Source organism: Amazonocrinis nigriterrae CENA67, from assembly GCF_016056305.1.
In the GTDB taxonomy this organism is placed as follows: domain Bacteria; phylum Cyanobacteriota; class Cyanobacteriia; order Cyanobacteriales; family Nostocaceae; genus Amazonocrinis; species Amazonocrinis nigriterrae.
Genome location: NZ_JAECZC010000094.1, coordinates 1 through 24,469, shown reverse-complemented (window position 1 = coordinate 24,469; position 24,469 = coordinate 1). Strand labels below are relative to the sequence as shown.

The 24,469-nt window shown below is 42.8% G+C and carries 22 protein-coding genes and 1 pseudogene; 13 read left to right on the top strand and 10 right to left on the bottom strand.

Annotation, left to right across the window (positions count from 1 at the left end; translation table 11 throughout):
- The first annotated feature begins 64 nt into the window (after window positions 1-64).
- From tyrA to aroF, 9 genes are all read left to right on the top strand, one after another.
- The gene (gene tyrA, locus I8748_RS30220) at window positions 65-997 is read left to right on the top strand and encodes a bifunctional chorismate mutase/prephenate dehydrogenase (RefSeq protein ID WP_198128177.1); all 933 of its coding nucleotides are present in this window, start codon (window positions 65-67) and stop codon (window positions 995-997) included.
- Between the two features lie 94 nt (window positions 998-1,091).
- On the top strand, window positions 1,092-2,294 hold the full coding sequence (locus tag I8748_RS30215; protein ID WP_198128176.1) for a 3-dehydroquinate synthase: 1,203 nt from the start codon (window positions 1,092-1,094) through the stop codon (window positions 2,292-2,294).
- Between the two features lie 498 nt (window positions 2,295-2,792).
- Window positions 2,793-4,994, top strand: coding sequence for an anthranilate synthase (locus tag I8748_RS30210; RefSeq protein ID WP_198128175.1), 2,202 nt, complete (start codon window positions 2,793-2,795; stop codon window positions 4,992-4,994).
- Between the two features lie 163 nt (window positions 4,995-5,157).
- Window positions 5,158-6,015 carry an indole-3-glycerol phosphate synthase TrpC gene (trpC, locus tag I8748_RS30205; RefSeq protein WP_198128174.1) on the top strand — a complete coding sequence of 286 codons (858 nt, stop codon included), beginning with the start codon at window positions 5,158-5,160 and terminating at the stop codon, window positions 6,013-6,015.
- Between the two features lie 358 nt (window positions 6,016-6,373).
- The gene (locus I8748_RS30200; RefSeq protein ID WP_198128173.1) at window positions 6,374-7,324 is read left to right on the top strand and encodes a zinc-dependent alcohol dehydrogenase family protein; all 951 of its coding nucleotides are present in this window, start codon (window positions 6,374-6,376) and stop codon (window positions 7,322-7,324) included.
- A 241-nt stretch (window positions 7,325-7,565) separates the two neighbouring features.
- The gene (gene trpA, locus I8748_RS30195; RefSeq protein WP_198128172.1) at window positions 7,566-8,402 is read left to right on the top strand and encodes a tryptophan synthase subunit alpha; all 837 of its coding nucleotides are present in this window, start codon (window positions 7,566-7,568) and stop codon (window positions 8,400-8,402) included.
- A gap of 92 nt (window positions 8,403-8,494) precedes the next feature.
- On the top strand, window positions 8,495-9,736 hold the full coding sequence (gene trpB / locus I8748_RS30190) for a tryptophan synthase subunit beta (protein WP_198128171.1): 1,242 nt from the start codon (window positions 8,495-8,497) through the stop codon (window positions 9,734-9,736).
- Window positions 9,737-9,844: 108 nt separating this feature from the next.
- Window positions 9,845-10,942, top strand: coding sequence for an anthranilate phosphoribosyltransferase (gene trpD, locus I8748_RS30185; protein WP_198128170.1), 1,098 nt, complete (start codon window positions 9,845-9,847; stop codon window positions 10,940-10,942).
- Between the two features lie 153 nt (window positions 10,943-11,095).
- Complete coding sequence (aroF, locus tag I8748_RS30180; protein ID WP_198128169.1) at window positions 11,096-12,160, top strand: 3-deoxy-7-phosphoheptulonate synthase; 1,065 nt, start codon at window positions 11,096-11,098, stop codon at window positions 12,158-12,160.
- A gap of 236 nt (window positions 12,161-12,396) precedes the next feature.
- On the opposite strand, the gene I8748_RS30175 is transcribed toward aroF, so the two are convergent.
- Entirely contained in the window at window positions 12,397-13,080 is a 684-nt protein-coding gene (locus tag I8748_RS30175; RefSeq protein ID WP_198128168.1) for a class I SAM-dependent methyltransferase family protein, read from the bottom strand.
- Window positions 13,081-13,309: 229 nt separating this feature from the next.
- Between I8748_RS30175 and I8748_RS35475 the strand changes: the two genes are divergently transcribed.
- Together I8748_RS35475 and I8748_RS30170 are read left to right on the top strand one after the other, a co-directional pair.
- Entirely contained in the window at window positions 13,310-13,597 is a 288-nt protein-coding gene (locus tag I8748_RS35475) for a hypothetical protein (protein ID WP_225896593.1), read from the top strand.
- Window positions 13,552-14,586: an RNA-guided endonuclease TnpB family protein gene (locus tag I8748_RS30170; protein WP_263977112.1), complete on the top strand. Its 1,035-nt coding sequence runs from the start codon at window positions 13,552-13,554 to the stop codon at window positions 14,584-14,586. Before I8748_RS35475 ends, I8748_RS30170 begins: the two co-directional genes overlap by 46 nt.
- A gap of 116 nt (window positions 14,587-14,702) precedes the next feature.
- On the opposite strand, the gene I8748_RS30165 is transcribed toward I8748_RS30170, so the two are convergent.
- From I8748_RS30165 to I8748_RS30120, 9 genes are all read right to left on the bottom strand, one after another.
- Entirely contained in the window at window positions 14,703-15,509 is an 807-nt protein-coding gene (locus I8748_RS30165) for a transporter (RefSeq protein ID WP_198128167.1), read from the bottom strand.
- Window positions 15,510-15,521: 12 nt separating this feature from the next.
- The gene (locus I8748_RS30160) at window positions 15,522-16,691 is read right to left on the bottom strand and encodes a hypothetical protein (protein ID WP_198128166.1); all 1,170 of its coding nucleotides are present in this window, start codon (window positions 16,689-16,691) and stop codon (window positions 15,522-15,524) included.
- 112 nt (window positions 16,692-16,803) lie between these two features.
- Window positions 16,804-16,974, bottom strand: a complete 171-nt coding sequence (locus I8748_RS30155; protein ID WP_198128165.1) for a hypothetical protein — start codon at window positions 16,972-16,974, stop codon at window positions 16,804-16,806.
- A 214-nt stretch (window positions 16,975-17,188) separates the two neighbouring features.
- A complete protein-coding gene (locus I8748_RS30150) occupies window positions 17,189-17,746 on the bottom strand; it encodes an IS630 family transposase (RefSeq protein ID WP_198128164.1) in 558 nt (185 codons plus the stop codon).
- A 28-nt stretch (window positions 17,747-17,774) separates the two neighbouring features.
- A complete protein-coding gene (locus I8748_RS30145) occupies window positions 17,775-18,140 on the bottom strand; it encodes a helix-turn-helix domain-containing protein (RefSeq protein ID WP_198125864.1) in 366 nt (121 codons plus the stop codon).
- Window positions 18,141-18,364: 224 nt separating this feature from the next.
- Entirely contained in the window at window positions 18,365-18,796 is a 432-nt protein-coding gene (locus I8748_RS30140) for a heavy metal-responsive transcriptional regulator (RefSeq protein ID WP_198128163.1), read from the bottom strand.
- Window positions 18,797-18,875: 79 nt separating this feature from the next.
- Window positions 18,876-19,469: a cupredoxin domain-containing protein gene (locus I8748_RS30135; RefSeq protein ID WP_198128162.1), complete on the bottom strand. Its 594-nt coding sequence runs from the start codon at window positions 19,467-19,469 to the stop codon at window positions 18,876-18,878.
- A 6-nt stretch (window positions 19,470-19,475) separates the two neighbouring features.
- Entirely contained in the window at window positions 19,476-21,917 is a 2,442-nt protein-coding gene (locus I8748_RS30125) for a heavy metal translocating P-type ATPase (protein WP_225896591.1), read from the bottom strand.
- 238 nt (window positions 21,918-22,155) lie between these two features.
- Window positions 22,156-22,356 carry a heavy-metal-associated domain-containing protein gene (locus I8748_RS30120; protein ID WP_096552670.1) on the bottom strand — a complete coding sequence of 67 codons (201 nt, stop codon included), beginning with the start codon at window positions 22,354-22,356 and terminating at the stop codon, window positions 22,156-22,158.
- A 457-nt stretch (window positions 22,357-22,813) separates the two neighbouring features.
- Between I8748_RS30120 and I8748_RS36515 the strand changes: the two genes are divergently transcribed.
- Together I8748_RS36515 and I8748_RS30115 are read left to right on the top strand one after the other, a co-directional pair.
- Window positions 22,814-22,993, top strand: a complete 180-nt coding sequence (locus I8748_RS36515) for a hypothetical protein (protein WP_449658047.1) — start codon at window positions 22,814-22,816, stop codon at window positions 22,991-22,993.
- A gap of 821 nt (window positions 22,994-23,814) precedes the next feature.
- A pseudogene (locus I8748_RS30115) lies at window positions 23,815-24,469 on the top strand (photosystem II q(b) protein); the annotation flags it as partial.

Sequence of the window (24,469 nt, the reverse complement as noted above, 5' to 3'; positions counted from 1 at the left end):
CCCCTGCTCCCCTGCTCCCCCGCTTCCCTACTCCCCGGATAGTTCCACAAAAATATGACTAATTATGATGCCAGATCAGCTGAAACAAACTGACCAAAGCTTAATTGCGTTATTGAGCGATCGCCGAGTGCTAGCGACATTAGAATTAGAACAACAAGTAACTGATGTTGCTCCCTTAGTTGCTCAAACTGGTATTCTTGAGTCTGCATCAGACAATCATGTCAGACCTCGACGAGTTACCATAATCGGCGGACGTGGCAGGATGGGAAGATTCTTTACTGAGCAACTTGCCGCAGTAGGTCACAACGTTAGTGTTCTTGAACAAGAAGATTGGGAATATGCAGACCAATTGTTGAATCAGGCGGAACTAGTTTTAGTATCCGTTCCCATTGCACACACCGTTGATGTGATTAAACGTACAGCCAAATATCTGTCGCCAACTACAGCTTTGTGCGACATCACAAGTATCAAGACTTTGCCAACTCAAGCAATGCTTGAACACCATTGTGGCCCTGTAATGGGTTTACATCCCATGTTTGGGCCGAATATCAAATCGTTCTTGGGGCAAAAAGTAGTAGTATGTCCAGGACGCAACGATGATTCATTTCAATGGTTATTAGACTTGATTAAAAGTCAAGGTGGGGAAATAATCGCTTGCACGCCTGAAGAACATGACCAGATGATGGTAATTATTCAAGCAACGCAGCATTTTTGTAGATTTAGCCTTGGGGTTTTTTTGGCACAAGCAAATGTTGACATAGAGCGCAGTTTATCAATGTCAACCCCCAGCTATCGACAAGAAATTGAAATTGTTAATCGGTTGTTTTCTCAAAACCCTAACTTATGTGTTGAAATTATGTTAGCTTCAGAAGAAAGATGTCAGACAATTAGTTTTTTAGCTGATACTTACAGCCGCTTGGCAACACTAGTAAAAAGTCAAAATAGAGCAGCATTAATTAAAGAATTTGAAACTACTAAAATATTTATGAATAAGTGAAAAGCATTTATTAGGATAGAGTTTAATATCTTAAAACTATATTTAAGTATCTTTAAGCTTAAAAATTAATCACTGCTAAAATTACGAATTACGAATGTTTAAACTAGTACCAATTCACCAAAATATCTCTGTTACTTTTCAATATCAAATTCAGTTCACTAACAATGTGTTTAATTTGAAAAATCCGACGTTGGCGCAAGTGATTACGGAGGATGGAGAGAAAAAGCCAAAGAAAGTAGTAGCAGTAGTAGATGCAGAATTATTAGAGTACTTTCCCAGGTTGCTCAAAGAATTAGTAGCATATACCCAGTTTTATGCCGAGATACTAACACTTCCAGTTGAGCCAATGATAGTTCCAGCGGGAGAAGCTGCCAAGAACGATCCAAAGTTGGTAGATCAAATTCATCAGCTAATTGACACCGGCCGATTGTGTCGTCACTCCTATATTTTGGCCGTTGGGGGTGGGGCAGTGTTAGACTTGGTAGGATATGCAGCCGCCACAGCTCACCGAGGTATTCGTCTAGTGAGGATTCCCACAACTGTGTTAGCACAAAATGATTCGGGTGTCGGAGTCAAAAACGGTATCAATGCCTTTGGTAAAAAGAACTTTCTCGGCACATTCGCCCCACCTTACGCAGTGATTAATGACTCAGCCTTCTTGACTACTTTAAGCGATCGCGATTGGCGTTCCGGGATTGCCGAAGCAGTAAAGGTGTCACTAATCAAAGATGCCAATTTCTTCGATTTTATCCACAAAAACACTGCTGCACTCGTCCGGCGAGAGATGGACATCATGCAACAATTAATACATTTTTGCGCCCAGCTACACTTAGAACACATTGCCAACAGTGGCGATCCTTTTGAAATGGGTTCATCTCGTCCTCTAGATTTTGGTCATTGGGCGGCTCATAAACTAGAGCATTTGACAGATTATAGCTTGCGTCATGGAGAAGCAGTAGCGATCGGCATTGCTTTAGATACCACCTATTCTTACCTCATAGGATTGCTTTCGCGATCGCAGTGGCAAACAATATTGAATACACTCTCAGCCCTAGGTTTCTCTTTATACGTGCCAGAACTGGCTGAACAATCATCACAATTAGAACATCCCCGTTGTTTATTCCGGGGTTTAACAGAGTTTCAAGAACACTTGGGTGGAGAATTAACTATAACTCTGCTGCAAGGCATTGGCAGCAAAATAGAGGTTCACGAAGTAGATTTGTCCTTGTACAGGCAAGCAATATCGCTGTTGCGTGAGTTTATCGAAAAAAGCCAGACCTTGTTAACAGCCAGTTAAGTCAGTGGTTAGAAGTAGCTATCATGAACTACAAACATCAGAACGAATGAAAAAACTTTGTATCTTAGTGTCTTTGTGGTTCTCTGATTTTTTACCACAAAGACACAAAGGCATCAAGTATTTTCAAGCCAGGAGGCAGGAGGTTCAAAGTTAAATTCTTTACCTAAATAGTACAAGCTCAAGATATTTATGATTTATTACCAAAGATAGATGTATAAATTTTTTAAACATACATGTATTTTTTTCCTTAAAAATACGTAAAAACGAATAAAATGATACTCATGTCTAAAAAATGTTCATTTATCAAATATTTAAAATTGAGTAAGCTAGATAAAAGATTGACGAAGAATTTATATCGGTATTAACTTAGGTTACATAGCAGCATTTTCATACTTTTAATATAAAATTGTTTTTTTGATTTATTTTTTGTCTGTAGTTATTTTATCAGAATAAATGGCTATAAACTAAGAACTAGTGATTATTGTATAGAGATTACTTATGATTGTTGATTCCTATTCCTACACAACCCTCGGTGGTGTCCATATCTCTCGCTCCATCACAGAAGTGAAGATGGAAACTGCTCTCGAAGAGATTCTTTTTCACTTAAATTCTCAGCGTGGAGGCTTGCTCAATAGCAGCTACGAATACCCAGGAAGATATAAAAGATGGGCGATTGGTTTTGTCAATCCGCCATTAGAATTGAGTACACGGGAAAATACCTTTACCCTCACAGCACTCAATGATCGCGGTAAAGTACTTTTGCCATTGCTTAAGAAGTGCCTATCACACTCAACACAACTTCATCAAGTCAACCAAACCGATAACCAGATCACAGGATTAGTTAAACCTGCAAAACAATTCTTTGCCGAAGAAGAACGCAGTAAACAACCTTCAGCATTTACAGTTATCCGCGAAATCCTTCATACTTTCTCTAGTGACGAAGACGAGCATTTAGGATTGTATGGTGCGTTTGGTTATGATTTAGTTTTTCAGTTTGAGCCAATTAAACAGCGTTTAGAACGTCCCACAGATCAACGAGATTTGGTACTTTACCTACCTGATGAATTGATTATTGTAGACTACTATCAGCAACGTGCATTTTGTTTTCAATATGAATTTGCAACAGTGCATGGCAGTACAAATAATTTGCCTAGAACAGGTGAATCTGTTGATTATCTAGGAAAGCGTCTTCTGCCAACTGAACCTGCTGACCATAAAATCGGTGAGTATGCCAAACAAGTCGAGACTGTACTAGATTACTTTCGGCGCGGCGATTTATTTGAAGTAGTTCCCAGTCAAAACTTTTTTGAAAGTTGCGAGCAACTACCCAGCAAACTATTTGAAACCTTAAAAGAAATTAATCCTAGTCCTTATGGATTCATTTTCAATCTTGGTGGAGAATATCTGATTGGTGCATCTCCAGAAATGTTTGTACGAGTTGAAGGCAGGCGCGTTGAAACTTGTCCCATTAGTGGTACTATTACGCGAGGACAAGATGCCCTTGATGATGCCGCTCAAATTCGCTCCTTACTCAACTCGCATAAAGACGAAGCTGAGTTAACGATGTGTACTGATGTAGATCGCAATGACAAATCCCGGATTTGTGAACCTGGTTCAGTACGAGTCATTGGTCGTCGGCAAATAGAATTGTATAGTCACTTAATCCATACAGTGGATCATGTCGAGGGCTTACTCAGAACAGAATTTGATGCTTTAGATGCATTTCTCAGTCATACTTGGGCAGTTACAGTCACCGGCGCACCCAAAAGAGCAGCAATAGAGTTTCTCGAACAGCATGAACGCAGCCCGCGACGCTGGTATGGTGGGGCAGTGGGCTATTTAAACTTTAATGGTAATTTGAACACTGGGTTAATTCTGCGGACAATTCGATTAAAAGATGCGATCGCTCAAGTACGAGTTGGTGCTACTGTCCTTTATGATTCCATACCCCAAGCAGAAGAAAAAGAGACAATTACCAAAGGCGCAGCTTTATTTGAAACAATTCGTCGTAGCAAGCAAACTAGGGAAAAAACTGAAGAGTCCAGTTCCTTAAAACTAAGCAAAACTGTTGCAGATGTTCAAACTAGCAAACGCATCTTACTAATCGACCACGAAGACTCATTTGTACATACACTAGCTAATTACATTCGACAAACTGGTGCCACTGTAACAACATTGCGTCACGGCTTTCCAGAATCGCTGTTCGACACAGAACGCCCAGACTTAGTTGTTTTATCTCCTGGGCCTGGTAGACCAAATGATTTTCAAGTGCCACAAACTGTTGCCGCTTGTATTCGTCGTCAAATTCCCATTTTCGGAGTTTGTCTAGGACTACAAGGCATTGTAGAAGCCTTTGGCGGAGAATTAGGAGTCCTCAACTATCCCCAACATGGTAAATCCTCGCGGATTTTCGTTACCGATACCGACTCTGTTTTATTCAAAAACTTACCACAATCCTTTACAGTCGGTAGATATCATTCATTATTTGCCCTGCCGCAAAGCTTGCCAAATGAACTCAAGGTGACAGCGATTTCCGATGATGATGTAATCATGGCCATTGAGCATCAGACACTTCCCATCGCTGCGGTTCAGTTTCATCCCGAATCCATCATGACTTTAGCAGGAGGAGTCGGTTTAGAAATGATTCAAAACGTCGTGCGTGCATACACTCAAACTCAAGAAACAATTGTAATTAGTTAGGAGTTAGGAGTTAGGAGTTAGGAGTTAGGAGTTAGGAGTTATTTCTACCTCATCTTTGCTACTCCCCTGCTCCCCTGTGCCCCTAATCCCCACTCCCTTTCGGTCGTGGGGCTCCGAGTTCCCCTGCTCCCTATCCCCCCTGCCCCCTAGCCCCTAGCAGGTTATGACTCAGCAAGTTGTTCCTCGTCACATTCTCGAAGAAATTGTTTGGTATAAATGGCAAGAAGTTGCACAAATGCAGCAACAACAGCCTCTAGCTGCTTTGCAAAATCAATTAACTGCTGCCCCACCTGTGCGAAATTTTCTCACAGCTTTGCAGCAAAATCCTAGCCAACCAAGCTTAATAGCCGAAGTAAAAAAAGCGTCACCCAGTCGCGGGATTATCCGGGCGGACTTTGATCCAGTAGCGATCGCCCAAGCTTACAATTGTGGAGGTGCAGCTTGTCTGTCAATCATCACTGACCAAAAGTTCTTTCAAGGCAGTTTTGATAATCTGCGAAGAGTGCGATCGCTTTTAGCATTGCCTCTACTATGCAAAGAGTTCATCATTGATCCCTACCAAATTTATTTAGCACGGACAGCAGGTGCAGATGCAGTATTGTTGATTGCTGCCATCTTATCAGACCAAAAACTCCAGGAATTTTTACAACTGATTCATGATTTGGGCATGAATGCATTAGTAGAAGTTCATACCTTGGCTGAACTGGATCGAGTGCTAAATCTTAAAGACCTACGTTTAGTAGGAATTAACAACCGTAACCTAGAAGACTTTACAGTTGATTTAGCAACAACACAGCAACTTTTGACACAGCGTCAGCAACAATTACAAAGTTTGGACATCACCATTGTTAGTGAGTCTGGACTATATACACCTGCGGATTTATTTTTTGTTGCTCAAGCTGGTGCCCGTGCAGTTTTGGTAGGAGAGTCTTTAGTTAAACAAAGCGACGTAGAGCAAGCTGTACGGAGTTTACTAAAAAATGATACCCCTGTTCTCCAAAAGAACATAGAAAACACTTAGTTACTCTCTGGGGAAGCTGGCAGAATCTTTGCTAACCAAGATAGACTTCTTGCAGAAGGTGGGGCGAAGGGAAAGATTAAGTACTAAAAGAAATTATTCTCTTGATTCTTCTCCCTTAACCCTTTTCTTAACGTGAGTTCGATAAACCTCTCCCTCCCGGCCTCCCTCTCCTAAAAGGCGTACTCCTTCCAAGAAGCAAGCGATCGCGTTGCGTCTGGGTAAGGAGAGGAAGGAGCAACAACAAAATCAAGGTTTGACTCCCCTCTCCTTGTAGGAGAGGGGACGGGGGAGAGGTCAAAACAGCACTTGTCGAACTCACGTTTTCTTACAAGATTCTTAACGCTTTGAGGCAATAGTTATGAAAGCGATGGTAATTACAAACTTTGGAGGCCCAGAGGTCTTTGCAGAACGCGAGATAGATAAACCCCAACCAAGTAAAAACCAAGTTTTGGTTAAGGTTTTTGCAACCTCAGTGAACCCCGCAGACTGCGGGGTGCGTCAAGGATTTTTCGGACAAAGTATTGAGTTACCAGCAATTCTCGGCTATGACGTTTCTGGTGTGGTTGAAGCAGTGGGCGAAAACGTCAGCGGTCTTCAAGTAGGTGACGAAGTTTATTACGCCATACCACATGAAGATGGTGGTGCCAATGCCGAGTATCATATCGCAAATGCATCAATTATTGCCAAAAAGCCCAAAAACATATCTCATCTAGAGGCTGCTAGCGTGCCTGTGGCTGGAGGTACAGCATGGGCTGCACTGATTACTAGAGCAAATATTCAAGTCGGTGAAACTGTATTAATTCATGGTGGTGCAGGTGGTGTTGGCACATTTGCAATTCAAATAGCTAAAGCTGCTGGTGCTTACGTATATACAACTTGCGGCGGCTACGACATCGACTTGGTAAAATCCATCGGCGCAGACACAGCCATTGATTACCGCAAAGAAGATTTTACCAACATTATTATGCAGGAAACCAATGGTGAAGGAGTTGATATAGCTTTTACTACTGTGAGTGGCGAAATCTTAGCTAAAAGTTTGCTAGTCACTAAGATTAATGGTCGCGCCGTTACCGTCACAGGCGTTGCGGGTGATCTTAACACCGCCATTTTCAAAAATATTACTATCCACTTCGTACACTTAGATGACACCCGCCCCAAGCTTGATGCTTTGAGAACTTTAATTGAACGTGGTCAAATCAAACCTGTTGTTGGGATGACTTTTGAACTTAATCAGATAGCACAAGCACATAAAAAGCAAGAAGAGGGCGGTGAAGATGTGTACGGCAAGATAGTTATCGAGGTTGCATGAGTTGGTTGTTACTTATTACCCAATACAGTTCAATTAAGCATTTCTTTCTTCTCTTTGCGTCCTTGGCGTCCTTAGCGGTATCCTTCTCCTGACGGAGACGCTACGCGAAGCGGCTTCCCGTTCGCGTCTACGTTAAAAAAAATTGACTTTTACAAATAGTTTTGACCTTAACTGAACCGTATTGACTTATTACCCATCGTTTGTTACGTGAATTATATTGTTTGTTAGGTGAATTATTAGAATGGCTACTATATCTGAGTACTTTCAATATTTACGCGATCGCCAACAACCTGCCTTAATTCCCTTTATCACAGCTGGCGATCCTGACTTAGAAACCACTGCCGAGGCTTTACGCATTTTAGATCGTAATGGTGCTGACTTCATCGAGTTGGGCGTTCCTTACTCCGACCCTCTAGCAGATGGGCCTGTAATTCAAGCAGCAGCAACCCGCGCTTTGCAAAGAGGAACAAAATTAGAGCAAGTGCTGGAAATGTTGCAAGAAGTCACTCCCAGCCTGAAAGCCTCAATCATTTTATTTAATTACTACAATCCCATTTTGCACCGGGGTATTAAAACGTTTTTAGCAGAAATTGCTAAAGCTGGCGTGCAAGGGTTAGTAGTGCCAGACTTACCCTTAGAAGAAGCAGAAGAATTAATACAGACTGCTGGAACCTTTGGCATTGAGGTAATTTTGCTCGTAGCTCCCACTAGTTCTAGAGATAGAATAGAAGCGATCGCGCGTAAATCTCAGGGATTTATCTACCTTGTGAGTGTCACAGGTGTTACAGGAATACGTTCTCAAATCCAAGACCGCGTGAAGTATTTACTGACAGATTTGCGAAGCGTTACCGACAAACCTATCGGCGTTGGCTTTGGCATCTCAAGCCCAGAACAGGCATATCAGATAAAAGAATGGGGTGCTGATGCAGTGATTGTTGGTAGTGCCTTTGTCAAACGGTTAGCCGAAGGTACTCCATCACAAGGACTGCAAGCCATAGAACAACTTTGTCGAGAACTCAAAGCAGCAATTACAGAAACTCCAACTCTACAAGGTGTGGGCATAGGGCATGGGGCATAGGGCATAGGGCATAGGGCATGGGGCATTGGGCATTGGGCATTAATGATTCTCCCTCATCCCCCTCACTTTAAATACAACAAGGATTTAAACCAGTGGTAAGCATACAAGACATCAACACTAAAACTTCCCCCGCAACTGTACGACCCGACTCTCTAGGCAGGTTTGGAAAATTCGGCGGTAAATACGTCCCTGAAACCTTAATGCCAGCATTAAGCGAGTTAGAAGCGGCATTTCATCAATATCGTAACGAGTCAAGTTTCCAAGCAGAACTGCAAAACTTACTACGGGATTACGTAGGAAGACCCAGCCCTTTATATTTTGCTGAACGCCTCACGGCACACTACGCTAGACCAGATGGCACAGGGCCGCAAATTTATTTAAAACGGGAAGATTTAAATCATACAGGCGCTCACAAAATTAATAACGCTTTAGCTCAGGTTTTACTAGCTAAACGCATGGGCAAGCAGCGCATTATTGCAGAGACAGGTGCAGGTCAGCATGGTGTAGCAACTGCGACTGTATGCGCCAGATTTGGTTTATCATGTGTGATTTACATGGGCATCCATGACATGGAACGGCAAGCTTTGAATGTGTTTCGGATGAAGCTGATGGGGGCAGAAGTTCGCCCAGTGGAGGCGGGTACGGGCACTCTCAAAGATGCAACTTCCGAAGCTATTCGGGATTGGGTGACCAACGTAGAAACAACACATTACATCCTCGGTTCTGTTGCTGGCCCTCATCCCTACCCAATGTTGGTACGTGACTTTCACGCAGTCATTGGTAAAGAAACTCGCGTTCAATGTCAAGAGAAATGGGGTGGTTTACCCGATATCCTTCTAGCTTGTGTCGGTGGAGGTTCCAATGCCATTGGATTGTTCCATGAGTTTGTCGATGAACCTTCTGTGCGCCTAGTTGGAGTAGAAGCAGCAGGCGAAGGTGTGGATACAGAAAAACATGCAGCCACTCTCACACGAGGAAAAATTGGAGTTTTGCACGGTGCCATGAGCTACTTACTACAAGATGATGATGGTCAAGTAGTGGAAGCACATTCCATTAGTGCAGGATTGGACTATCCTGGCGTTGGGCCTGAACATAGTTATTTAAAAGATCTTGGTCGCGCCGAGTATTATAGTGTGACTGATAAACAGGCACTAGAAGCATTTCAAAGGCTTTCACGACTAGAAGGAATTATACCTGCCTTAGAAACCGCTCATGCGATCGCTTATCTAGAAATTCTTTGCCCTCAATTGAATGGTAGTCCCCGCATTGTCATCAATTGCTCTGGTAGAGGCGACAAAGATGTGCAAACTGTAGCGAAAGTCCTTAGCTATTAGTCATTGGTCATTAGTCCTTTGTAAATACAAATAACTAATGACGAATGACAAAGGACGAAAAAATGAAGTGATTGTGCAACTTAAATATGTTTTAGCTTACCCATATGTATGATAGCTCTAACTCAAGCTTCACCAGACAACATCCCCTCTAATCTTGACTCATACGACTGGCCAGCTTTGTTGCAACAGTTGCTGAATCGAGAATCACTAACAATTGCCCAAGCTACCGATCTGATGAAAGCTTGGCTAACAGATGCCATTCCCCCCGTCCTATCAGGGGCAATTTTAGCCGCAATTCAAGCTAAAGGCGTATCCGCAGCAGAATTAGTTGGCATGGCCACCGTTCTGCAATCTCAATCCTCTTCCCCAACTCCCAACTCCCAACTCCCAACTCCCTTAATTGATACCTGTGGAACTGGTGGAGATGGCGCTTCAACTTTTAATATTTCCACTGCTGTTGCCTTTGTTGCCGCAGCCGCAGGGGTAAAAGTTGCCAAACATGGCAATCGTTCAGCATCTAGCAAAGCCGGTTCTGCTGATGTTTTAGAAGCTTTAGGTATAAATCTTAAAGCTAGCCCAGAGAAAGTACAGGCAGCAGTTGGTGAAGTTGGTATCACCTTTTTGTTTGCTCCAGGCTGGCATCCAGCACTCAAGGCGGTTGCTAGTTTACGACAAACTTTGAAAGTGCGTACTATTTTTAACCTGCTTGGGCCTCTAGTAAATCCGATGCGACCCACAGGACAAATTATTGGTGTGAACGACCCGCTTTTATTAGAAGCGATCGCTCAAGCATTATCACAATTGGGATGTCGGCGAGCGATCGCACTCCACGGTAGAGAAAGGTTAGATGAGGCTGGTTTAGCTAACATCACTTACTTAGCTGTACTCCAAGAGCAAAAAGTACGTCCTCTAACCCTCAATCCTCAAGAACTTGGTTTGAATCCTGCACCAACTGAGGCGTTGCGGGGTGGAGATGTCCAGGAAAATGCCGAAATTTTGAAAGCAGTTTTGCAAGGTAAAGGCACTCAAGCACAGCAGGATGTAGTTGTTTTAAATACAGCCTTAGCATTACAAGTAAGTGAGACTATTGAAGGCACAACAGATATTTTAGAAGGTTGTGTTAAAGGTATTGCCATTGCGAAGGAAGTTCTGCGAAGCGGCGCAGCTTGGACAAAATTAGAACAACTTGCTGAGTTTTTACACTAATTGCTACTGGCTTGACGTGGGAAGTGAGGAGATGGGGAGATAGGGAGATGGGGAGATGGGGAGCAGACACAAACAGAATAATAACTCTTAACTCCTAACTCCTAACTCCTAACTCCTAACTAACTTTGTTAACTATACAGAAGGAAAAAGAAGATGATTATAGTACTAAAGAGCGGTACGCCTGCTGAAGAAATCACTCGTATCAGCGAAATTGTGAGTGATGGTTGGGGAGTCACTGTAGAAAAAAGCGTCGGTGTCCATAAAGTCATCCTTGGGATAATAGGCGATACTTCTATCATGGATACATTGCAAATTCAAGAGATTAGCCCTTGGATTCAGCAAGTGATGCGAGTGCAAAAACCTTTCAAACGGGTTAGTCGAGAATTTCGATATGGAGAAGCTAGCGAAGTCGTTGTACCCACACCTAACGGCCGCGTCTATATTGGAGAACATCATCCTCTAGTGGTGGTAGCTGGCCCTTGCTCCGTTGAAAATGAAGAGATGATTGTAGAGACAGCAAAGCGTGTGAAGGCAGCAGGTGCTAAGTTTTTGCGTGGTGGAGCCTACAAACCTCGGACTTCACCTTATGCGTTTCAAGGACATGGTGAGAGTGCGTTAGGTTTATTAGCTGGGGCGCGGGAAGCTACAGGCTTGGGCATTATCACAGAAGTTATGGATACTGCTGATTTACCAGCTGTGGCAAGTGTGGCTGATGTGATTCAGGTAGGCGCTAGAAATATGCAAAACTTTGCATTGCTCAAAAAGGTAGGCGCACAAGATAAACCGGTGCTGTTGAAGCGAGGGATGGCAGCTACAATTGACGAGTGGTTGATGGCAGCAGAGTATATTCTGGCATCAGGAAATCCTAATGTGATTCTTTGTGAGCGGGGAATTAGAACGTTTGATACAAAATATGCTCGCAACACTTTAGATTTATCAGTGATTCCAGTATTGCGATCGCTCACACATTTACCAATCATGATTGATCCGAGTCATGGTACTGGTAAATCTGAGTATGTTGCACCGATGGCAATGGCTGCTATAGCAGCTGGTACAGATGCCTTGATGATTGAAGTTCACCCCAATCCAGCTAAGGCTTTATCTGATGGCCCCCAATCATTAACACCTGAGAAATTTGACCGATTGGTTCAGGAAATGTCAATTATAGGCAAAGTAGTTAATCGCTGGTCTACACCTGAATTAGTAACTTTTGTTTAGTTATACCAATTCTCTGTGAAGCTGCACATTATTTTAACCCCTCCCAACCCTCCCCTTACCAAGGGGAGGTGCCGCAGGCGGTGGGGTTCTTTCTATGCATCTTCATATCAAAATGGTATAATTTATTACATATTACCAATGTAATCAAGGTGCTAGCGATCGCATCATTGATCAATTAATCTTATTGATTAAATACCTGAAAACTGCTATCAGCAAATTTTGGACAATAATCTGATTCATTCTCCAGAGGTTTGAGAAACTGGCTGTGATCCTCGATTTGGGTCGCCAGAAAACACGAATAACTGTTGATTCTCTGGTAAAGCCGAACCTTCACCGAGATAACGATGAAGTCCTACTCCCATATCTCCTGTAGCAGTGAGTTTGAAACTAACTTCTTCAAACTCAGCTTCACCCAAAAGTTTACGGACAGTATCAGAATGGCGAATACCGTTAGTGTCTCCACGAGTCCAGATGAGCAAGGAACCTTTTTTACTTAAGAAACTTAAATTCCGAAGTAAGCGATTCAGTCCAGCTTCGTCTCCTACATGGCCTAATACACCACACACAATAACAATATCTGCGGGCACAGCTCCTGCATAGCTGGAGGAAGTTGTTGCATCGCCATTGATAAACTCAATTTGCTTTGCCAAACCAGCTGATTCTATAGCTAGTCTTCCACGTTCAACCAACTTCGGGTTTAGTTCTATGAGTCGTGCGTATACATCTTTCGCACGAGGGTGGTTCGATAGCGTTCCTAGTAAATCCCTACCATCACCCGCACAAACACTAACTACACGAATGATTCCTGGTAAAGATACATCCAAGCTATCAGAAATATATTGCCCAACAATTTGCAGTCGCTGCTGCAATACTGGTTCGGTGTTGTAAAAGTCGTGCCATTCAAACCAGTCTTTTGGCATAAGGGGCAATTTCCGTTTAATGCAAACTATGCTTTTGCAGGGTGCGGTGGTTATATAAAATACGGTAATTTTATTGTTTTACCGTATAAACCTTATGCAAACATATCACAGAACTTACCCAAAATCAAGTATTGCAAAACTTCACTTAAAGTACAGTCAAATATAGACAAATACTGTCAATTATCCAGATTGAGAAATGGTAAAATAATTTATAGAGTTCTCTTTTATCATGAAGCAAGTCGAGAAACACATAATCAAAAAAGGACATAGTTACTTTGATTATTGTGCTGAAATAACCGCAGTTTCAAAGCGACTCTATAACAGTACTCAATTTACACAGCGTCAAGGATTATTCTATGGATGGGGAACGCAATCACAAGCAAAATTAGATGTAATTTTCAAAGAAAATGAGCATTACAAAGCACTTCCAGCTAAGGTTGCACAATTGGTACTCAAGCAAAATGCTGATGCTTGGAGTGCTTACTACGAAGCATTAAAAGCATACAACTGGAAGTAGAAAAATTCACCGGAAGACCAAAGCCACCTAATTACATTTCTGGTGAGAACAATCTAGTCAAATTCAATAATCAAGCGGTAGGTAAGCGAGAATTTAAAAAGGGATGGATTGTACCGTCAATGTCACCAATCAAAATCCCTGTTAAGCCCGGATTAAAGTTTGAAGATTTATGCGAAGTTCGCATTATCCCCAAAACTGGATGTTTTGTGATTGAGGTAGTTTACGAAGTTGCAGAACATGGTCAGTTTTTCTGTAGCCTAAATCCGCAACTAGCAGCAATTGATATCGGGTTAGATAACTTAGCGACAATTGTATTTAACGATCCAACCATTCGACCAATTGCCGTAAATGGTAAGCCGTTAAAATCAGTTAACCAGTTCTACAACAAACAAGTTGCCAAGTACAGGGGATTTATCAAAGTTGGCAAGTCACGCCGGGTTGCAAATATCGTTCGCAACCGGAATAATTTTGTAGATTCATATTTGCATCAATCTACAAAAATGATTGTGGATGAGTTTTTGCGTCTAGGTCTAACTCACGTATCAATAGGAAAAAACGAGCAATGGAAAACTCATCTTAATTTCGGTAAGCGTACAAACCAGAACTTTATCCAGATACCCCATGCTAAGTTTATCGAGATGCTGACTTATAAATTATACAGAGTTGGCATCACCGTTGTGGTGAACGAAGAATCGTACACTAGTCGCGCTTCGTTTATTGATTGGGATAATATCCCAACTTATCAACCTAACACTCAGATCAAGCACACATTCTCAGGTAAGCGTGTAGCAAGGGCGACTTATGTGAGTGCATATGGTTTGAAAATTCATGCCGATGTCAATGGTGCATTTAATATCGGCAGAAAATGTAATCCTGACGGGTTTGATTGCCTCAAATCAATTCTAAGGGATAGGGGGTGTCTGGTAGTACATCCAAGGCGTATAACTCCACTTTTGGAGCGTGTTCGCGCTCAAAGTGGGGTTGCTTAAAGCCAAATTTCCTACGTCTGTCTATGTTTGACTACGGATTTTGGAACTATTATATCGCTTTGAATCTAAACCTAGTTAGGGCAAATTGGCGATTATCTACAGTCGTTTTAATGTGATCAAAAAGCCACAGAATAGCCAGCAACTAAGCGTAATTGACTACGTTCACCATCACCATCACTGCCTGCAATGTCGCCTTTTAAACCTAGATCCAAAACGCTTTGGTAGCCTACCTGCTGACGCAAACCTACGCCGGCTGATACTATCGCGCCTTCTCCCTTTTCCTCGCTGTCACGCACTCCTACTTCTGCTACAAAGGTGCGGTCAAAACGGCGCGGATAGCCTAAAGGTTTGGAATAACCCAAAATAATACCAGGTATGACAGAGCTTTCATCGCTGTCAGGTGAGGTATTCACGTTGAGGTCAAGGTTGAGGTGTAAACGATCATATTGCCCAACAGTTTTGCTGGCAATACCGCGTAGGCGAAAATCTACACCTTTAGAGTCTCGTCCCGTTGGGAAATAGGCATCAGCACGAACGGCGAAAGCGGGGGTGTTGTTGTATTCGCGGTTGAAGTTATGGAAGACTCCTACAGATATATTACCTGGGTCAAAGCGGGTATCGTTTGAGTCAGCGCGACCTCCAACACTGGGATCAATACCGATATTGAGGTGAGTATTAGGTGCAAAACCGTAGAGATACTCAATTTCAAATTCTCCACCAAGTGAGCGATCGCGTGGCAAAGATATTACACCTCCTAATTCAATAGCCTGTTCGCGATAGCCAATAGACTCGGCATCGTCAAAAGATAGGGGACGATTAGCGTCAATATTATTATGGTCTACAGCTTGTGCATTAGGAGCAAATAATGTAGCTAACGCCGTTGCACCAAAAACAGCTATTGCATGTTGTGTTAATTTTTTCATGGCTTTTACTACTTAGTGACCTATATGTTGTTGATGTGGCATGGTGTCTGAATTAGGCTTTCCGTGGTCGTGATTCATTGAGCCTTCTGGCATCAAACCCATACCTGGCATACCTTCCATAAAGCGGTGGTCGTGTAGACCCTCGCCGTAGTTTTCACCTGGCTTCATTCCTTTGTGATTAGCTGCCATCACCATCCAAATTGCACGCTTAATCTGTTCTTGCTTCTGTTGTTCTGTCATCCAGTCAGAGGCTAAGATGTCGTTCACCATGTCATGCAACATGTGTAAATTGTCAAAGACGTTCGAGATATATGGAAAATCAGCAGCGAATTTCGGACTGACCTCTGCAAACATCGGCATAAATGGACGGTCAGTGCGATACAACTCTACTTCGTGATAACGCTTGCCAGCGGTGGCGTAGGCAGTACGTTGTTGTTGAAGGGTTTTGTTGTAAAGTAAGTCATACATCGAGCCTTGTAGCCAGTGGTAGCCCCAGAACAACCCGTTTACCTTGGGATACTTGCGGCGGAATGCTTTAGAATAGGGCTGAGAATCAAGGTAGCCCATGTTCATAGGTAAGTCTGTGATGGCGTAAGGCACATTATCGACGTAAAACTGATACAGACGCTGAATTTCTGCTTTTTTTTCAGCATCAGTGAGCTTTGTGCTAGCAAGTACGTCTACAGTTTGCGCGTGGAGAATATGTGTCCAATCAAATACCTGTTCCAAAACCCCATATTTGCGCCCGAAAGTTGGTGAAATATTGGCTTCGTCAGGCATGAAGCGCGGCGGGTTGTTCAACACCCAATTGATGCGTGCAAAAGTTTTAGTTTCTAAGTCTTTGGCTTTGCCTGTCACCAAGTCTTCGTAAGCAAAAGCGTGTCCTACGGCAACTGCATTCAAATCCAAAGCTAGTGCTTGAATGTTGTAGATAGCATCATTGTAGACACCGCGCTTACGGTAGATATGATTTCTGTCTTTGTTGTCCATCCAGCTAGGTAAATTATTAGGTACAGGTGGCAAGGTCTGGACATTAGTTGTTGGAACTGGCATGTCATGACCGTCATGACCTTTGTGTTCCTGGTGTAGCTGTTCAGCCATTGCTGCGATTAGTCCTACATTTGTAATCAATGTAGTAGCGATCGCTATCATCATCGTTTTCTGAATCAGTTTGTGTGTCATAGTCTGGTATTCCTTTTGTGATGAAATTTAAGTAAAAGTACTTATGTTTGGGGTAATTCATGAATTGCCCCTACCTGAAAATTCAGGTTATAGCTAATAGCAACTAGCGTTTTTATTTATGAGATTTAATACCAAAATGATTTTGATGTTCTTTCCATTCTGGATGTCCCTCATGTCCTTGATGGTCTTTGCATTCTGAATGCCCTTGGTATTTTTGATTATGTGGTTGAGCCATTGCTGGTAGTGTTGCCACATTTATCAATAAAGCAGTAGTTGCGAACATTATAGTTTTTATCAATTGGTGTTGCATTGTCTAGTACTCCTTTTTAGTTTGAAGGTTGTTGTACCTTTGATAACTACTAATTCTGAGTATGGAATGAGGTAATTGATGACTCATTTACTCAACATAAAATTAGTTTAAAATCTCCAGTTAACAGGAAAGTCAAGAGTCAAATTAATAGGACTTACGCATCGTAAACGAGAAATTACAGCAGTTTTCAGATGAATAGACCACAGTGAGCAAACCAACCCCAAGCATCATCAGAGGAGATGTGTTCATTCACAATCTGAGTTAAAACGTGATTTAGTGCCTCATGGGTTGTAACTTTTGCTGCTCGTAAACACTGCTTCAGTTTTGACCAGCATAATTCAATTGGAGATAAATCAGGTGAGTAAGGAGGCAAAAAGACAAGACGTGCACCAACTGCTTCAATTGAGTCTCGAATCACCGCAGCAGTATGTACTGATAAATTATCCATGACAACAATTGCTCCAGCCCATAACTGTGGTGCTAGAATCTGTTGCACATAAGTTACAAACACATCGGTATTGACACTACCTGAAATACTCATAGTGGCAATCAGCCCATCCAAACTTAAAGCTCCGATGAAAGATATATTTTGTCCTCGATTGCGAGGACATGAATCATGCAATCGCTCACCAATTTTTGCACGACCGTACAGTCGTGTCATTCCCAACCTCAAACCGGATTCATCTACAAATACCAAATTATGTGGGTCTATACCTAAAACCCAATCTCGATAATCAAAGCGCATTTGATTGACTCGTGAACTGTCTTGCTCGCTAGCATATAGTGTTTTTTTTAGTGGTCAACTTCAACCTTTGAACTGCTCGATGCATAGTCGTAACACTGACTTCGACACCACTTTTGGCTGCAAAACCAGAGCATAATTCTTCAAGTATTGCATCTGGTTGCTCATCAACTAACTGCTCAATTACTGCCAAACTACTATTCCTGATTTTAGCGATCGCACCTCCTCCATGAGGCAAAGATGTCACCTGTCCCGTGTCTCGATAGCGACGAATTAACCTTTTAATGAAGGATACACTCACTTGAAAGCGTTCAGCCAATTGGCGTTGCGACCCTTGTTTGGATTCATAAGCATTTATCACACGTTGGCGTAAATCTGTTGAGTAGGGAGCCGGCATAACTATGAGTATTTTTGCTGCTCCTTCAGTTTACTAAATTTGGTGTCTATTCAATTGAAAAACGCTGTAAGGCTTTGGGCTGGGAGTGTGGAGTGGTATGGTCTATTGATTTGAAAACTCCTGTAAGTAATCAAGCGGACATGGTATCAAATCTATTTTGATAAAACAAAATAGCACAACAACTTTATTGTCTAAGTTGCTGTGCTGTTAAAATTCTTAATTTGTTATTCAATAATTGGACAAATTGTTGAATTATCACTTTCAGATTTTGCCGACCAATCTGATAGTATTGCTTCTAAATCTTGTTTCAGGATGAGTAATTGCTGAATTTGTTCATCAATAGATTTGACCCTATTCTCTAGCTGAATTTTTATATGTTCACAGGGTAATTCACCCTGATCATGAACATGTAAAAATTCTTTAATTTCTGCTAAAGACAGCCCTAAACTTTGAGCGCGTTTGATGAAGTGTAAGCGAGTCAAAACATCAGCATCAAATAATCTAAATCCACCTTCAGTTCTCCCTGATGATTTGACTAGACCAAGCTCTTCATAATAGCGAATGGTTTTAATTGGTACACCACTTTCCTTAGCAACTATACCAATTAGTTTTGGCTGTTTTGGGGTTAATGTATTCACCACCTCTTGGGTTAACATAGTACTGCCCTGCAACATAATAATTGTCTATCTGAATTTTAGACTCTCCAGTTAGCTGGAGAGTCAAGCTTCAAGTCAATCATGCAGATAGCTTGTTAGTTGAGTCCATTGTTGACACAGGTTGAGCAGAGGCTGTTTGTTGACTAGCATCTGTTTGTACTGCGATCGCACCGCGAAACATATTCATACCACAGGTAAAAACATAATTTCCCACTTGTTTGGGTGTAAATTCTACAGTAGTCACTTGATTGAGTGGTAAATCTGCGGCAATGTGAAAGTCTGGAATCAGCACTTGTTCTAAGCAACTGCTGGGGTCTTTGCGGTCAAACAAAAGTCGCACGGGTTTCCCTACCTGCACTATAATCTGACTTGGTTCGTATCCACCATCTACATTTACAGTGACTTCCTGGATACCCCCATTTGCTGCAACTGCTTGCTGAGACTTGGGTTTACTGAGCAAAAACCACCACAGTTCTAAACCAATTAACCCTAACCCTCCAAGTGTGACTGCAACTTTGTTACTTAATGGCTGTTCAATGAATTGAAATTGACTGGTTTGTTCTGTTTGAGATGGGTGCATCTGCTGAGGCTTTTGTGCGACTGCTTTATCGGAAGCAATTCCTAACACAAAGCCTAAACTTGCAATACTACCGATAATTGCTGTTTTATTCATCTTCCTCTAGCCAAGTGTTTTAGGTTGAAACTTACGCAAACGTAAAGCATTGGTGACTACAGAAACCGAACTCAATGCCATTGCTGCACCGGCGATGATGGGATTAAGTAACCAACCAAAGATAGGGAAAAGAATTCCAGCCGCAATAGGAATACCGACAACGTTGTAGATGAAGGCGAAAAAGAGATTTTGACGGATATTGCGAATCGTAGCGCGGCTGAGTTGGATGGCAGTGACAATGCCTTGCAAATCACCAGAGATTAGCGTGATGTCACTAGCTGCGATCGCCACATCTGTACCAGTACCAATTGCCATACCGACATCGGCTTGAGCTAAAGCGGGTGCATCATTGATACCATCACCCACCATCGCCACTATTTTAGATTTTGGATTTTGGTGAGGCAGCCCCCGTCTTGGCGGTTCCCGTCGATGGGGGACTGCCGAACCCGAAGGGATTTTAGAGACAATATTCTCCCCCGCTCCCCCGCTCCTCTGCACCCCTGCACCCCTGTTACCCCTAATCCCCACTCCCTTCGGTCGTGGGGGCCCCGAGTTCCCCTGCTCCTCAGCTTGCAGCGACTTAATCACCGCAGCCTTTTGCTCTGGGCGGACTTCTGCCAAAACGCGCTTGATACCAACTTCACGAGCAATGCTTTCGGCGGTGCGACGGTTATCGCCTGTAAGCATTACAACTTCTAAACCCAGTTTTTGCAATGCTTTTACCGCTTGGAGAGAAGTCGGTTTGATGGCATCAGCAATACCCATCAATCCTTTGATTTCCCCGTCAACTGCCAGCCAAACAGCTGTTTTACCCAGGTATTCTAAGCGGTCTTTATCGTTTTGCAAAACTTTGGTGTCAATGCCTAATTCTTCCATCCAGCGTTGTGTACCAATTTGTACCAGACAATTGTCAACGATGCCTTGGACACCACTACCTGCAACTGCTGCAAAATCTCGGACTTCTACTAAGGTTACTTCTTGGGATTGGGCATATCTGACAACTGCTTCTGCTAGTGGATGTTCTGAGTTGCGTTCCACAGATGCCGCCAATTGTATGAGCTTGATTTCGTTACCATTGAGGATACCGCTGTTTGTGACAAAATCTGTAACTGTTGGTTTCCCCTGAGTGATAGTTCCAGTTTTGTCTAAGACAATCGTTTGGATTTTGTGTGCCAGTTCTAAGCTTTCAGCTCCTTTAATTAGGATACCATTTTCTGCACCTTTACCTGTGCCTACCATCACAGAAGTTGGTGTAGCTAAACCCAAGGCACAAGGACAAGCAATAATTAACACGCCAACTGTGGTAATTAGTGCTAAAGTCACGTTACCCATGATGTTGTACCAAACGATGAAGGTGAACAGAGCGATCGCAATCACCGCGGGCACAAACCATCCAGTCACTTGGTCTGCTAGTCTTTGAATGGGAGCTTTAGAACCTTGAGCTTGCTGCACTAGTTGGACAATCTGTGCTAACACTGTATCTTTTCCGACGCGTGTCGCCCGAAACTTGAAACTTCCAGTTTTGTTGATGGTAGCCCCGATTACTTCATCCCCTGGTTGCTTTTTCACAGGTAAACTTTCCCCTGTCACCATCGCTTCATCAATTGTAGATTTCCCTTCAATCACTTCTCCATCTACAGGAATCTTCTCACCAGGACGAACTAATATCACATCGCCAATCTGCACTTGCTCAATAGGCACATCTATTTCTTTTCCATTACGAATGAGCCGTGCTGTTTTCGCCTGCAAACCAATCAGCTTACGAATTGCTTCTGAGGTTTGTCCTTTGGCGCGGTTTTCTAACCAGCGTCCCAAAAGAATTAAAGCAATAATCACAACGGCTGCTTCATAATATACATCTGGCTTTAATCCCTGAGCTACAAAGAAACCGGGGAAAGCTGTAGCAAAAAAAGAATAGGCATATGCTGCTCCCGTACCCAGAGCAACTAAAGTATCCATTGTTGCTGTGTGGCGTTTTAAAGCTTTCCAGGCATTTTTAAAGAAATCCGCGCCAGACCAGAATAACACTGGAGTTGTTAACGCCAGTTGTACCCAAGAATTATGCAACCATGCTGGAATGATAGGCAAATTCAACCCTATCATCATGGGTAATGACCCAATCACCAGCACAGCACCAATAACCCCAGCAACAATCACTTTTCGCAATAGATAACGAGATTCTCGTAAACGAGTTGTTTTCTCAGCGTCATCTTCGCCTACCATCAGGTTTTGTTCTTGGAGTGGATAGGCAGAGTAACCTGCTGCATCTACTGCATCTTGGATGGCTTGTATATTAGTTGTTTTGGGGTCATACTCAACTGTTGCTTGTTCTGTTCCAAAGTTCACATTACATTCATTCACACCAGGGACAGAACTGATTGCTTGTTCAACGCTTCTGGCACAAGAAGCGCAACTCATACCGCGTAGTTTGAGTGTGGTATTTTCCATCTTTTTGGTTCCTTTACACTCATTTGTTTTGACAAGATGAGAAAATTTAACAAATCTTTGAAGGTAGGGAATTGGGAATTGGGAATTGGGAATTGGGAATTGGGAATTGGGAATTGGGAATTGGGAATTGGGAACAGAAATAGATACTCCCTTTCTGCTGTCAGATTACCGATGCAAATTTTTCTCCCCTACTCCCCTGTGCTCCCCATCACCCCATCTCTCCAGTTCCCTTCCCTTTTTAATTAGATGCCACCGAATAGCCAGCAGCTATTATTGCTTCTGTCACTGCTGCTTCGGATGCCTGAGTTTCGACGCTGACTAGCTTCGTTTTTGGATCGGTTCCAACCTCAGCTGTAGGGTCAACTGCTTGGATGGCTTTTGTAATGGTTTCTCCACAAGCAGAACAAGCCATGTTAGGAACTGTTAGCTGAAGTTTCATGTTTATTTTCCTTTGATCAACTAATTCCATTGTGAAGTCTCCAGCTTACTGGAGAGTCAAGAGGGTAAAGGAAAATTTTTTGGCTTTGTATAACAGTGGTAGGACTCACGCAGACTCTACGAATTCTCGGCGTTCTTAGCGATGCCAGTTGCTTCAACATGGAGTTAATGGAAGGACTGCCATTTTTGCTGCTGGTTTTCCCCACAGCGAACGCATCTGTCCAAATTGTTTAGCAATGACTAGATGGGGGTCTATTTATATAAGGATATATGGTTAATGGAAACCCTATGCTTTTCCTGACATTTTTTTAAGACTGTATTGTTCAGTCCCCTTGCGGAGAAATAGTTTTAGGACTTACGCACACTCTACGAATTCTTGGCGTTCTTGGCGCCTTGGCGGTTCGATAAATTAAGCTTTTTCGTGGTTTTTGCGTAAGTCCTGAGTTTATGGAAACGCTATGGCAGTATGGGTGTACTTGATTGTATTCCAGTTTCAATCTCCTTGCGGGGAAATGGTTTATGGAAACGTGGAGGCAGAAATTAAAGCCGCTGACTATCACTTCGTTTCAATCCCCTTGCGGGGAAATGGTTTATGGAAACTGAGGAGACAAGGTGTACAAGCACAAACTTACGCTTAGGGTTTCAATCCCCTTGCGGGGAAATGGTTTATGGAAACTGAAAACTTTAGTGTGGCAGAAGATAAAGGACAGAGGTGTTTCAATCCCCTTGCGGAGAAATGGTTTATGGAAACCAAAAACCTGCCATGTGTGCTTGAATCAAGTTGGTAGTTGTTTCAATCCCCTTGCGGGGAAATGGTTTATGGAAACGTTGACGCAGTTAAGTATATTGAATAAATTGTTGATGTTTCAATCCCCTTGCGGGGAAATAGTTTATGGAAACCTTGGTGCAACTAGTCGAGGCTTTCGTAGCCAATAACGTTTCAATCCCCTTGCGGGGAAATAGTTTATGGAAACCGGTACATATTACGGTGCAGGAGATGGTAGCACAACGTTGTTTCAATCCCCTTGCGGGGAAATAGTTTATGGAAACTGCTTGGTGCTGAAACTGTTACTAAGCAAGCTTCCTGGGAAGCATTTTGACGGGTTGAAAAAAAAGGTCATTCTCAGCTGTTGTTATTGCAAATAATTTGCAACTTCCCGCATTATTGAAACGCTGTAATTATTATATTGTCAAGGTTCTGGGGATTTTGACGAGTCTCCAGGGTTTTTGCCCCCACTTCGACTTGTCAACCATCAAGTTAATGAACTAATCATACATGCGATCGCTTGCTCTTGTCCAGGGAGTATCAAGTGAACGCTTAAATAAGCAAAGCTAATAACAGCAATTACCATAACAAAACTTAAAACACTTGATAAACTTTTGTAAAGCAGTGTAAATTACTATCACAGGCAAAAACAAAAGCGCCTGATACATACAACACAAACGCACTTATAAAACCATGACAGCAACCTTACAACAGCGCAGTAGCGCCAACGTATGGGAGCAGTTCTGCAACTGGATCACCAGCACCAACAACCGCCTATACATCGGTTGGTTCGGCGTACTAATGATCCCCACCTTGCTAGCTGCAACCACCTGCTTCATCATCGCCTTCATCGCCGCACCCCCCGTAGACATCGACGGTATCCGCGAACCAGTAGCAGGTTCCCTACTGTATGGAAACAACATCATCTCCGGAGCAGTAGTACCAAGTTCTAACGCAATTGGTTTACACTTCTACCCGATTTGGGAAGCAGCTTCTTTGGATGAATGGCTGTACAACGGTGGCCCTTACCAACTGGTAATCTTCCACTTCTTGACCGGCGTATTCTGCTACCTGGGTCGTGAATGGGAACTCTCCTACCGCTTAGGAATGCGTCCTTGGATTTGCCTAGCATTCTCCGCACCCGTAGCAGCAGCAACCGCAGTCTTCTTGATTTACCCAATTGGACAAGGCTCCTTCTCTGATGGTATGCCCTTGGGTATCTCTGGAACCTTCAACTTCATGATCGTCTTCCAAGCAGAACACAACATCCTCATGCACCCCTTCCACATGTTAGGTGTGGCTGGTGTATTCGGTGGAAGCTTATTCTCTGCAATGCACGGTTCTCTAG

Bases quoted from the DNA above. Each gene is read 5' to 3' on its own strand.
- tyrA (WP_198128177.1), top strand. From the start codon at position 65: ATGATGCCAGATCAGCTGAAACAAACTGACCAAAGCTTAATTGCGTTA.
- I8748_RS30215 (WP_198128176.1), top strand. From the start codon at position 1,092: ATGTTTAAACTAGTACCAATTCACCAAAATATCTCTGTTACTTTTCAA.
- I8748_RS30210 (WP_198128175.1), top strand. From the start codon at position 2,793: ATGATTGTTGATTCCTATTCCTACACAACCCTCGGTGGTGTCCATATC.
- trpC (WP_198128174.1), top strand. From the start codon at position 5,158: ATGACTCAGCAAGTTGTTCCTCGTCACATTCTCGAAGAAATTGTTTGG.
- I8748_RS30200 (WP_198128173.1), top strand. From the start codon at position 6,374: ATGAAAGCGATGGTAATTACAAACTTTGGAGGCCCAGAGGTCTTTGCA.
- trpA (WP_198128172.1), top strand. From the start codon at position 7,566: ATGGCTACTATATCTGAGTACTTTCAATATTTACGCGATCGCCAACAA.
- trpD (WP_198128170.1), top strand. From the start codon at position 9,845: ATGATAGCTCTAACTCAAGCTTCACCAGACAACATCCCCTCTAATCTT.
- aroF (WP_198128169.1), top strand. From the start codon at position 11,096: ATGATTATAGTACTAAAGAGCGGTACGCCTGCTGAAGAAATCACTCGT.
- I8748_RS30175 (WP_198128168.1), bottom strand. From the start codon at position 13,080: ATGCCAAAAGACTGGTTTGAATGGCACGACTTTTACAACACCGAACCA.
- I8748_RS35475 (WP_225896593.1), top strand. From the start codon at position 13,310: ATGAAGCAAGTCGAGAAACACATAATCAAAAAAGGACATAGTTACTTT.
- I8748_RS30165 (WP_198128167.1), bottom strand. From the start codon at position 15,509: ATGAAAAAATTAACACAACATGCAATAGCTGTTTTTGGTGCAACGGCG.
- I8748_RS30160 (WP_198128166.1), bottom strand. From the start codon at position 16,691: ATGACACACAAACTGATTCAGAAAACGATGATGATAGCGATCGCTACT.
- I8748_RS30155 (WP_198128165.1), bottom strand. From the start codon at position 16,974: ATGTTCGCAACTACTGCTTTATTGATAAATGTGGCAACACTACCAGCA.
- I8748_RS30150 (WP_198128164.1), bottom strand. From the start codon at position 17,746: ATGCGCTTTGATTATCGAGATTGGGTTTTAGGTATAGACCCACATAAT.
- I8748_RS30145 (WP_198125864.1), bottom strand. From the start codon at position 18,140: ATGCCGGCTCCCTACTCAACAGATTTACGCCAACGTGTGATAAATGCT.
- I8748_RS30140 (WP_198128163.1), bottom strand. From the start codon at position 18,796: ATGTTAACCCAAGAGGTGGTGAATACATTAACCCCAAAACAGCCAAAA.
- I8748_RS30135 (WP_198128162.1), bottom strand. From the start codon at position 19,469: ATGAATAAAACAGCAATTATCGGTAGTATTGCAAGTTTAGGCTTTGTG.
- I8748_RS30125 (WP_225896591.1), bottom strand. From the start codon at position 21,917: ATGGAAAATACCACACTCAAACTACGCGGTATGAGTTGCGCTTCTTGT.
- I8748_RS30120 (WP_096552670.1), bottom strand. From the start codon at position 22,356: ATGAAACTTCAGCTAACAGTTCCTAACATGGCTTGTTCTGCTTGTGGA.
- I8748_RS36515 (WP_449658047.1), top strand. From the start codon at position 22,814: ATGGCAGTATGGGTGTACTTGATTGTATTCCAGTTTCAATCTCCTTGC.